This is a genomic window from Wenxinia saemankumensis (genome assembly GCF_900141735.1).
GTDB lineage: Bacteria > Pseudomonadota > Alphaproteobacteria > Rhodobacterales > Rhodobacteraceae > Wenxinia > Wenxinia saemankumensis.
The window spans coordinates 756,538-766,520 of sequence record NZ_FQYO01000002.1 but is presented as its reverse complement, the minus strand read 5'-3'; the positions used below and the strand labels follow the sequence as shown (position 1 = coordinate 766,520).

Genomic DNA, 9,983 nt, shown 5'->3' with positions numbered 1-9,983 from the left:
GCGTCCTCGACCGCGAAGGCCGCCATCGCGGCCACCATCCAGAGCGCGCCGACCAGATCGGCCCGCCGGTCCGGCGCGGCTCCGTCCATCTCACGCCTCTCCCCGGCTGCCCTGCCCCGCCCTTCTGCCACCGGCGCGGGCAATGCGCCACGGCCCCCGGACGGTCCGGGCGGGGGAAGGTGCATCCCGCGCCTCGGGCGGGTCATCGTGAGGCAGCGCGGCGCCATCCTCCGCCCCGGGGACCGGCCGGCGACCCCACCCCGCAGGTCGTCCTTCAAGAAAAAAGGGCCCCCGAAGGGGCCCTGAGGTTTGCTTGCCGGACGCTGTCGTTGACTGCTCGGAAATGTTTTGCCTGCGGTCCGGAAGCGCCCATCGGCCGAGGCAGTCAGGCCGATGGGGAACTCGTGAGGGCGGTGGATGGTGCGATCCGGCGCGACTTCGCACGTCGCCGGGACGATTTATGGTCGCCGCACCAACAACCCTCAATCTCGTCAGCTACACCCGCTCGTCCCCCCGCAGGTGTTGCACTTCATGCAGGTGCCGTTGCGCACCAGCGTGTAGTTGCCGCATTCGCCGCAGGGATCGCCCTCGTAGCCCTGCATCTTGGCCTTGTCGCGGGCCGAGATGGTGACGGCGGCGACCGAGGTCTCGGTCTTGACGGCCGTCAGCACGTCCCCGGTCGCCGGGGCCGCGCCGCCGCCGTTCAGGACCATCAGCTCCTGCGGCATCCGCTTGCGCAGGTAGCCCGACGAGCTGATCTGCTTGAGCACTTCGAGGCTCTTGGACGCGGCGCGGTCGCCGACGGGGGCGAGGTTGGACTTGCCCTCCTCCTCGCCGCGGCCGAGATCGTCGAAGGACGCCCCTTCCGGCTTCACATGGGCCAGGTCGGTCCGGTCGAGATAGGACACGGCCAGCTCGCGGAAGATGTAGTCGAGGATCGAGGTCGCCGACTTGATGCTGTCGTTGCCCTGCACCATGCCCGCGGGCTCGAACTTGGTGAAGGTGAAGGCGTCGACGAATTCCTCGAGCGGCACGCCGTATTGCAGGCCGACCGACACCGCGATGGCGAAGTTGTTCATCATCGCCCGGAAGCCGGCGCCTTCCTTGTGCATGTCGATGAAGATCTCGCCCAGGGACCCGTCGCCGTATTCGCCGGTCCGCAGATAGACCTTGTGGCCGCCGACGATGGCCTTCTGGGTGTAGCCCTTGCGGCGCTCGGGCATCTTCTCGCGGTGCGAGCGGACCATCTCCTTGACGATGATCTTTTCCACGATCTTCTCGGCCAGCACGGCCGCCTTCTCGTGGTTCGACCCGCTCTCAAGAACCTCGGCGGCCTCGTCGTCGTCCTCGACCAGCGCGGCGGCCAGCGGCTGCGACAGCTTGGAGCCGTCGCGGTAGAGCGCGTTCGCCTTCACCCCGAGCGACCAGCTGAGCTCGTAGGCCTTCTGGCAGTCCTCGATCGTGGCGTGGTTGGCCATGTTGATCGTCTTGGAGATCGCGCCCGAGATGAAGCTCTGCGCGGCGGCCATCATGCGGATGTGGCTGTCCACCGAGAGGTAGCGGGTGCCCTTCTTGCCGCAGGGATTGGCGCAATCGAAGACGTGGTAGTGCTCGGCCTTGAGGTGCGGCGCCCCTTCCAGCGTCATCGTCCCGCAGACATGGTCGTTCGCGGCCTCGATCTCCTTCTTCGAGTAGCCGAGATGGCGCAGCAGGTCGAAGGCGGGATCGGCCAGCTTCTCGGCCGGGATGCCGAGCGACTTGCGGCAGAATTCCTCGCCCAGGGTCCACTGGTTGAAGACGAAGCGGATGTCGAAGGCGGCGGGCAGCGCGGCCTCGACCTTGTCGAGCTCGGCCTGGCCGAAGCCGTGGCCGATCAGCGAGGTCGGGTTGATGGCGGGCGCGTTGCCGAGCGACTTGTGCCCGACGGCGTAGGCGATGATCTCCTCGATCTGCGCGCTGCCGTAGCCCAGCCCCTCGAGCGCGGCGGGGACGGAGCGGTTGATGATCTTGAAGTAGCCGCCCCCGGCGAGCTTCTTGAACTTCACCAGCGCGAAATCGGGCTCGATCCCGGTCGTGTCGCAATCCATGACGAGGCCGATCGTCCCCGTCGGCGCGATGACGGAGACCTGCGCGTTGCGGTAGCCATGCGCCTCGCCGAGGCGCAGCGCCTCGTCCCAGGAGGCCTGGGCCAGTTCGACCAGACCGTCCTGCGGGCAGTTCACCAGGTCGAGCGGCACCGGCTTGACCGCCAGCCCCTCGTAACCCTCCGCCTCGCCATGGGCGGCGCGGCGGTGATTGCGGATGACGCGCAGCATGTGCTCGGCGTTGCGCGCATGGCCGGGGAAGGCGCCGAGCTCGCCCGCCATCTCGGCGGAGGTCGCGTAGGCGACGCCGGTCATGATCGCGGTCAGCGCGCCGGCCAGGGCCCGCCCCTCGTCGCTGTCGTAGCCGTGGCCCATGTTCATCAGCAGGCCGCCGATATTGGCGTAGCCGAGGCCGAGCGTCCGGAAGTCATAGGATCGTTGGGCGATCTCCTTCGACGGGAACTGCGCCATCAGGACGCTGATCTCGAGCGTGACGGTCCAGAGCCGGGTGGCGTGGACATAGGCGTCGGCGTCGAACCGGCCGCCCTTGTAGAAGGTGAGCAGGTTCATCGAGGCCAGGTTGCAGGCCGTGTCGTCGAGGAACATGTATTCCGAGCACGGGTTGCTGCCGCGGATCTCGCCGTCCTCGGGGCAGGTATGCCAGGCGTTGATCGTGTCGTGGAACTGGATGCCGGGATCGGCGCAGGCCCAGGCGGCGTGACCCACCTTCTCCCACAGGTCACGGGCGCGGACGGTGCGGGCCGTCTCGCCGGTCACGCGGGATCTGAGGTGCCATTCCTCGTCGTTCTCCACCGCCTTGAGGAAGGCGTCGGTGACGCGGATCGAGTTGTTCGAGTTCTGGCCGGAGACGGAATTGTAGGCCTCGGAATCCCAGTCGGTGTCGTAGACCGGGAACTCGATCGAGGTGTAGCCCTGCCGCGCATAGTCGAGCACGCGCTTGACGTATGTGTCGGGGATCGAGACCTTCCGGGCCTCGCGCAGGGCGGATTTCAGCCCGTCGTTCTTCGTCGGGTCGACCGCGTCCTCGACCTTGCCGTCCCAGGCCTTGATCGCGGCGAAGATGGCGTTGAGCTTCTGCTCGTGCATCTTCGAGCCGGCGACGATGGAGGCGACCTTCTGCTCCTCCAGCACCTTCCAGTCGATGAAGGCCTCGATATCGGGATGGTCGGCGTCGACGATCACCATCTTGGCCGCGCGGCGGGTGGTGCCGCCGGACTTGATCGCGCCGGCCGCCCGGTCGCCGATCTTGAGGAACCCCATCAGGCCCGAGGACTTGCCGCCGCCGGACAGCTTCTCGCCCTCGCCGCGCAGCGAGGAGAAGTTCGTGCCGGTGCCCGAGCCGTACTTGAAGAGCCGCGCCTCGCGGACCCAGAGGTCCATGATCCCGCCCTCGTTCACCAGATCGTCCTGGACGGACTGAATGAAGCAGGCATGCGGCTGCGGATGCTCGTAGGCGCTGGCGGACTTCACCAGCTTGCCGGTCTTGTAGTCGACGTAATGGTGGCCCTGGGCGGGGCCGTCGATCCCGTAGGCCCAGTGCAGGCCGGTGTTGAACCATTGCGGAGAGTTCGGCGCGGCCATCTGCTGGGCCAGCATGAAGCGCATCTCGTCGTAATAGGCGCGGGCATCGGCCTCGTCGGTGAAGTAGCCGCCCTTCCAGCCCCAATAGGCCCAGGCCCCGGCCAGCCGGTCGAAGACCTGCCGGGCGGAGGTCTCGCCGCCGAAAGTCGCACCCTCGGCCGGCACGCGGCGCCACAGGAACTCGGGCACGCCCTTCTCGCGGACGGGCTTCGTCTCGGAGGGGACGCCCGCCTTGCGGAAGTACTTCTGCGCGATCACGTCGGCGGCGACCTGGCTCCACCTGGCGGGAACCTCGCAGCCCTCGAGCCTGAAGACGATCGTGCCGTCCGGGTTGCGGATCTCGGACGAGGCCGTCCGGAAGTCGATCCCCTCGTAGGCGTCCTGTCCCTTGCTCGTGAATGCGCGTGCGATCTTCATGCTGCCCCGTCCTCGTTCTGTCCGGCCTGCGGCCTTGTGGCGACCTGTCCTCGTCGGTCCGGCGAACGCACCTGTCCTGACCGGCGCCCGAGGGGGGCGCCGAGACCCGCATCCGCGGGCGGTCGGCCTGGTTGTCGGTTCGTCGGCTCCGTATCCCGGGCGGCGGCGGAAGACACTACATCTGGTGTCGCCCCTCGGGACGTGCACACCATGATAGGACTAGGGCTTGGGGGTCAACGCGATTTAGGCACAATCGGTGGCAATTTTTCCGTTGACCGGGGTTTCCCCGATTCCTCCCCCACACTTCCCGATCTTATCCACCGGGTTCTCCCGACTTGTCCCCAGACGCCGTTCCCCCATGCCGGCGGGCGCCCGGCAGGGGCCCGGACCGGGCCGGCCAGACGCCGAGCGGGGGAGAATCGGCCCCCGCACGACGCCTCGCCCATTGTGGGACGCGCGCAACACGGGGGGGCGCCCCCCGTGGGGGCATTTCGGAATGTGGTGGAATCTGGTCGGGGCGGCGAGATTCGAACTCACGACCTCCTGTACCCAAAACAGGCGCGCTACCAGGCTGCGCTACGCCCCGACCGGGTGGCCCGTCGGGGCCGCGCTCCTTCTACGCGCTCGCCGCGCGGGGGGAAAGACTCAGTCGCAGGGCAGTGCGGCACCGTCGCCGATGGCGGGATGCTGCAGCGCATCCCCCTCCGCGATGCCGAGGCGCGCGGCGAGCCCGCCGTTGATCTCGAGCACGAACTGGATGTCGTCGCCGCCGGGAATCGACGTCTCGTCCATCGGCACCGCGTTCGCGTGGATCCGGCGGATCGTCCCGTCGGCCCCTGCAAAGATCATGTCCAGCGGGATCAGCGTGTTGCGCATCCAGAAGGCGGTGCGCTGCGGTCGGTCGTAGACGAAGAGCATGCCGTCGAGCGTCGGCATCTCCTCGACGAACATCAGCCCCTGCGCCCGCTCCTCCGCGTCGTCCGCGACCTCGACCTCGAAGTTCACGCGGCCAAACTCCCCGACGACCGACACGCGGTCCTCGGAACAGGCGTATTGCGCAGCGGCCGGGGCGGCGGCCAGGACGAAAAGGACGGACAGGGCACGCATCATGCGCCTAGCCTTCCCTGATCCCCGCGTCCCAGGCAAGCACCTCGGCGGCCATCTTGCCGCGACGTCCATCGATGATCCGCAGCGCGACCGCCTCTCCGGGTTCGAGATCCGACAGGCCCGACAGGCGCAGCACCTCGATATGGACGAAGACGTCCTCGGGCCGGCCATAGACGTTGGCGAAGCCGAATCCCCGCGTGCGGTCGAACCACTTGACCCGCGCCGGCACCAGCGGCAGGGCCGCCAGCTCCGCGGGGGTGAGGTCGCGCATGTCGGGCAGGGTCGCGCTCTCGCCCTGATGGGCCGGCGGCTCGATCGACAGGATCTCGACGGCCTGGATGCCGCGCGGCGTCTGCTGGGCGCGGATCTTGATCGGCGCGCCGTCCGCCACGCTGTTCTGGCCGAAGGCCCGCAGCACGTTGCCATGCAGCAGCACGTCCCGCGGCACGCCTTCGGCGACGATGAAGCCGTAGCCCTTCGCCGTGTCGAACCATTTGACGTGACCCGTCAGCTCGAGTTCGCCCCCTACGACGGGGTCCGCCTGCTGGTCCCCGGGCCGCCCAGCTTCTCCGGGCGTGATCTTCGTCTTGTCGTCTTCGTCCATTCTCTCACCGCTTGCCCTCTAGGCGGGGCTTTCGCGTTGGCGACTGGAACCGATCCTGAACGCGCGTCATGATGCGTTAAGGCAAAAAACATTCACGACGCTGAATAGCGTCAAACGATCTTCCCCCCTCAATATCACCCTTTGGACAGGCAGGGCCCCGTCACTTCCTACCGCACCCGCTACGGAAACAATCGGGTCACGACCCAGGAATCGTCGCCATCACGGGCCCACCGGAACCGATCATGGAGCCGGGCCGTCCCATCGGCCCAGAATTCGATCTCGGTCGGGACGATCCGGAACCCGCCCCAGAAGGGGGGACGGTCCGGTGTCTGGCCGTGCGCGCTCTCCATGGCCGAGACCCGGGCCATCAACTCGTCCCGCGACTCCAGCGGTCGCGACTGCCGCGACGCCCAGGCGCCGATGCGGCTCTGCAGCGGGCGGGAGGCGTAGTAGGCATCCGCCTGTTCGGCCGATGTCCGCTCCACCATTCCGCGCACTCTGACCTGTCTGCGCAGGGTTTTCCAGTGCATCGTGAAGGCGGCCCGCCCGGTCGCCGCGATCTGCCGGCCCTTGGCGCTGTCGTAGTTGGTGTAGAAGACGAAGGCGTCGTCCTCGATCTCCTTCAGCAGCACGATCCGCGCATCCGGCATGCCGTCCGCATCGACCGTGGCGAGGGCGATGGCGTTGGGATCGCTCGGCTCGGTGCCGGCCGCCTCGTCCAGCCAGGCGCGGGCCAGGGCGAACGGGTCGTCCCCCGCGAAGATGCCGGTCCTGTCCATCGCTCGGATCCCCTTCGGTTGTGCCGGCCCTCCCGGGCGCCTGCCGCCCGTGACGTTGCGTCCCGGGGGCGCGGCGCACGGATCCGGGCCGGCCTTGAAGCCCCCTGACCATTCTTCTAAGCCGATTGCAACATGGCGACACGGGTTGAGGAGCGGTGCGGATGGCCGGATTGATGGAGGGGCGGCGCGGCCTGATCATGGGGCTCGCCAACGACAAGTCGATCGCCTGGGGCATCGCCCGGGCGCTCGCCGAGCAGGGCGCGGAGCTCGCCTTCTCCTACCAGGGGGAGGCACTGAAGAAGCGGGTCGACCCGCTGGCGCAGCAGCTCGGCTCGGATATCGTGCTGCCCTGCGACGTGTCCGACATGGACAGCGTCGACGCCCTGTTCTCGGACCTGAAGGATCGCTGGGGCAGCCTCGACTTCATCGTCCACGCCATCGGCTTCTCGGACAAGAACGAGCTGCGGGGCCGCTACGTCGACACCAGCCGGCAGAACTTCCTGACCTCGATGGACATCTCGGTCTATTCCTTCACCGCCGTGGTGCAGCGGGCGAGCGCGATGATGGCCGAGGGCGGGTCCTGCCTGACGCTCACCTATTACGGGGCGGAGCGGGTCATGCCCCATTACAACGTCATGGGCGTGGCCAAGGCCGCGCTCGAGGCGAGCGTGCGCTACATGGCCGAGGACCTGGGCAAGGACGGAATCCGCGTCAACGCGATCTCGGCCGGGCCGATCAAGACGCTGGCCGCCAGCGGCATCGGCGATTTCCGCTACATCCTGAAATGGAACGAGCTGAACTCGCCGCTGCGGCGGAACGTGACGATCGAGGACGTGGGAAAGTCTGCGGTCTACCTGCTGTCCGATCTCGGCACCGGCACGACGGGCGAGGTGCTGCATGTCGATGCCGGCTACCACGTCGTCGGCATGAAGGCGGTCGACGCGCCCGACATCGACGCCGAGAAGAAGACCGAGGGATGAACGGGTGAAGGTCACCGCCTTCATCGACGTGCCCGACCTCGACCGGGGGATCGCCTTCTACGCCGGGACCTTCGCGCTGGAAGAGCGCGCCCGCCCCCATCCCGGTCTCGTCATGCTGGGCGCGGAGGGCGTCGAGCTCGGCCTGAACGCCCGCGCGGAGGGTTCGGCCCCCTGCCCCGGCACGGCGGAGCGGCGGCGCTATGCGCGGCACTGGACCCCGGTCCATCTCGATTTCCATGTCGATGCGTTCGACGCGGTGCTGGAGCGGGCGCAGGCCCTCGGCGCGACGGTCGAGGCGCTCTGGCGCGACGAAGGCCCCCGCCCCGCCGCCTTCTGCGCCGATCCCTTCGGCAACGGCTTCTGCCTGATGGGGCCTGCCCGATGACGCTCGGCGCCTTCCTCTCGATCGTGCTCATCCACCTCGCCGCCGCGATCTCGCCGGGGCCGTCCTTCGTCGTGTCGATCCGCACCGCCGCCTCCGAGGGGTTCGGGACCGCCGCCGCGCTGGCCCTCGGCTTCGGCCTCGGCGCGCTGCTCTGGGCCGGGGGGGCGCTGGCGGGTCTCGCCCTGCTGTTCGAACTGGTGCCCGCGCTGTTCACGGGCCTCAAGCTGGCGGGCGGTCTGTTCCTTCTGTGGATCGCCCTGCAGATGTGGCGCCACGCCTCCGAGCCGCTGGCCATGCCGGAGGCCGGCAGCGCGCCCCGCTCGCCCGCCTCGGCCGTGCGGCTGGGCTTCCTCACCTTTGCCTCGAACCCCAAGCCGGCCGTGTTCTTCGGCGCGGTCTTCGTCGGGCTGGTGCCGCCCGAGACGCCGCTCGCCTGGAAGGGCGCGATCCTGGCCGCCGTCTTCGTGAACGAGACGGTCTGGTATCTCGTCTGCGCCTTCCTGTTCTCGCGCCCCGCCCCCCGCGCCGCCTATCTGCGCCTGAAATCCGCCGCCGACCGAGTCTTCGGCGGCTTCCTCGCCCTCCTCGGGCTCAAGATCGCCCTCACCTGAAGGAGCCGCCCATGCCCGCCGACCGCCTGCCGCACGAGAAGGGATTCCACGTCAGCTGGGACCAGATCCACCGGGACAGCCGCGCGCTGGCCTGGCGCCTGGACGGGACCGGGCCGGAAGGCACCGGCTGGCGCGCGGTCGTCGCGATCACCCGCGGCGGCATGGCGCCGGCGATGATCGTCGCGCGCGAACTGGGCATCCGCACCGTCGATACGGTCAGCGTGAAGTCCTACGACCACCAGTCCCAGGCCGAGGCCGAGGTGCTGAAGGCGCCCGACTCCGCGATGATGGGCGACGGGACCGGCATCCTCGTCGTCGACGACCTCGTCGATTCGGGCAAGACGCTGGAACTGGTGCGCCGGATGTACCCCAAGGCGCATTTCGCGACCGTCTACGCCAAGCCCAAGGGCCGGCCGCAGGTCGACACCTTCGTCACCGAGGTCAGTCAGGACACCTGGATCTTCTTCCCCTGGGACATGGCCCTGCAATATGTCGAGCCCTATCGGGGCCGGGACTGACCCGGCCCCGGTAGGGCGGCGCTCAGCCGAGCGTCCGGCGCAGCGTCTCCTGCCAGGGCGTCGTCGGACGGCCGATCAGGCGCGACAGGGTCCGGTCCCCGCTGGCCAGACCGCCCCGCGCCGCGCCGGCATCGCTGTCGGCGAGCATGGCCGCGACCGGCGCCGGCAGACCCGCGCCGGTGAGCGCGGCCGCGTAATCCTCCTGCGTCATGTCGGCATAGCTCACCTCGCGCCCGGTCAGGCGCGAGACCTCGGCGGCCAGCTCGGGCATCGTGTAACCGGTATCCCCCGCAAGCTCGTGGATCGTGCCCGAGGCGGGCAGATCGCCCGCCAGCACCGCGGCCGCGGCCTCGGCGAAATCCTCGCGCGCGGCGCTGTGGATCCGCCCCTCGCCCGCGGCGCCGATGATCGCGCCCCGCCCCACCGCCTGCGCCGCGGCGCCGGCATGGTTCTCGCTGTACCAGCCGTTGCGCAGGATGACGTGGTGCAGGCCGGAGGCGGCAAGCGCCCGTTCGGTCGCCACATGCTCTTCCGGCAGGACGGTCAGCGGCGAATCCGTGGCCCGCAGCAGCGAGGTGTAGAGGATCGCGCCCACGCCGGAGGCCCGCGCCGCGTCGATGACGTTGGCGTGCTGGCGGGCGCGCTGGCCGACCTCGCTGGACGAGATCAGCAGCAGCCGGTCCACGCCGACGAAGGCGGCCTGCAGTGCCTCCGGATCGTCGTAGCTGGCGACGCGGACCTCCACGCCCTGCGCTTCCAGTTCGGCGGCGGCCTCCTTCCGGCGGACGAGGGCGCCGATACGGGCCTCCGGGGCGCGCCGCTTCAGCGCCGCGATCGTCAGCGCGCCGAGCTGGCCCGAGGCGCCGGTGACAAGGATGTCGAGGTCGGTCATTCTG

At 69.1% G+C, this 9,983-nt stretch carries 9 protein-coding genes and 1 tRNA gene; 4 read left to right on the top strand and 6 right to left on the bottom strand.

All coding sequences use genetic code 11. The features are described from left to right. Positions 1-491 precede the first annotated feature (491 nt). The 5 genes from BUE30_RS07480 to pdxH all read right to left on the bottom strand — a co-directional run bounded on the left by BUE30_RS07480 (position 492) and on the right by pdxH (position 6,593). Positions 492-4,103 (bottom strand): vitamin B12-dependent ribonucleotide reductase, encoded by a 3,612-nt coding sequence (locus BUE30_RS07480; RefSeq protein WP_073327614.1) that lies wholly within the window; start codon positions 4,101-4,103, stop codon positions 492-494. A gap of 509 nt (positions 4,104-4,612) precedes the next feature. Further along, a tRNA-Pro gene (locus tag BUE30_RS07475) sits at positions 4,613-4,689 on the bottom strand. 59 nt (positions 4,690-4,748) lie between these two features. Then, complete coding sequence (locus BUE30_RS07470; RefSeq protein WP_073327853.1) at positions 4,749-5,210, bottom strand: DUF192 domain-containing protein; 462 nt, start codon at positions 5,208-5,210, stop codon at positions 4,749-4,751. Positions 5,211-5,217: 7 nt separating this feature from the next. Beyond that, positions 5,218-5,814 carry a cold-shock protein gene (locus tag BUE30_RS07465; protein ID WP_083601214.1) on the bottom strand — a complete coding sequence of 199 codons (597 nt, stop codon included), beginning with the start codon at positions 5,812-5,814 and terminating at the stop codon, positions 5,218-5,220. Positions 5,815-5,993: 179 nt separating this feature from the next. Then, positions 5,994-6,593 carry a pyridoxamine 5'-phosphate oxidase gene (gene pdxH / locus BUE30_RS07460; protein ID WP_073327612.1) on the bottom strand — a complete coding sequence of 200 codons (600 nt, stop codon included), beginning with the start codon at positions 6,591-6,593 and terminating at the stop codon, positions 5,994-5,996. A 161-nt stretch (positions 6,594-6,754) separates the two neighbouring features. On the opposite strand from pdxH, the gene fabI reads away from it, so the two are divergent. The 4 genes from fabI to gpt are packed head-to-tail and all read left to right on the top strand — an operon-like array spanning position 6,755 to position 9,087. Further along, a complete protein-coding gene (gene fabI / locus BUE30_RS07455) occupies positions 6,755-7,573 on the top strand; it encodes an enoyl-ACP reductase FabI (RefSeq protein ID WP_073327610.1) in 819 nt (272 codons plus the stop codon). Between the two features lie 4 nt (positions 7,574-7,577). After that, positions 7,578-7,958, top strand: a complete 381-nt coding sequence (locus BUE30_RS07450) for a VOC family protein (protein WP_073327607.1) — start codon at positions 7,578-7,580, stop codon at positions 7,956-7,958. After that, positions 7,955-8,569 (top strand): LysE family translocator, encoded by a 615-nt coding sequence (locus tag BUE30_RS07445; RefSeq protein WP_073327605.1) that lies wholly within the window; start codon positions 7,955-7,957, stop codon positions 8,567-8,569. Before BUE30_RS07450 ends, BUE30_RS07445 begins: the two co-directional genes overlap by 4 nt. Positions 8,570-8,580: 11 nt before the next feature. Then, complete coding sequence (gene gpt / locus BUE30_RS07440; protein WP_073327602.1) at positions 8,581-9,087, top strand: xanthine phosphoribosyltransferase; 507 nt, start codon at positions 8,581-8,583, stop codon at positions 9,085-9,087. A gap of 22 nt (positions 9,088-9,109) precedes the next feature. Here the strand turns inward: gpt and BUE30_RS07435 are convergent, their stop codons facing one another. Next, positions 9,110-9,979, bottom strand: coding sequence for an SDR family oxidoreductase (locus BUE30_RS07435; protein ID WP_073327599.1), 870 nt, complete (start codon positions 9,977-9,979; stop codon positions 9,110-9,112). Between the last annotated feature and the right edge of the window lie 4 nt (positions 9,980-9,983).

Bases quoted from the DNA above. Each gene is read 5' to 3' on its own strand.
- BUE30_RS07480 (WP_073327614.1), bottom strand. From the start codon at position 4,103: ATGAAGATCGCACGCGCATTCACGAGCAAGGGACAGGACGCCTACGAG.
- BUE30_RS07470 (WP_073327853.1), bottom strand. From the start codon at position 5,210: ATGCGTGCCCTGTCCGTCCTTTTCGTCCTGGCCGCCGCCCCGGCCGCT.
- BUE30_RS07465 (WP_083601214.1), bottom strand. From the start codon at position 5,814: ATGGACGAAGACGACAAGACGAAGATCACGCCCGGAGAAGCTGGGCGG.
- pdxH (WP_073327612.1), bottom strand. From the start codon at position 6,593: ATGGACAGGACCGGCATCTTCGCGGGGGACGACCCGTTCGCCCTGGCC.
- fabI (WP_073327610.1), top strand. From the start codon at position 6,755: ATGGCCGGATTGATGGAGGGGCGGCGCGGCCTGATCATGGGGCTCGCC.
- BUE30_RS07445 (WP_073327605.1), top strand. From the start codon at position 7,955: ATGACGCTCGGCGCCTTCCTCTCGATCGTGCTCATCCACCTCGCCGCC.
- gpt (WP_073327602.1), top strand. From the start codon at position 8,581: ATGCCCGCCGACCGCCTGCCGCACGAGAAGGGATTCCACGTCAGCTGG.
- BUE30_RS07435 (WP_073327599.1), bottom strand. From the start codon at position 9,979: ATGACCGACCTCGACATCCTTGTCACCGGCGCCTCGGGCCAGCTCGGC.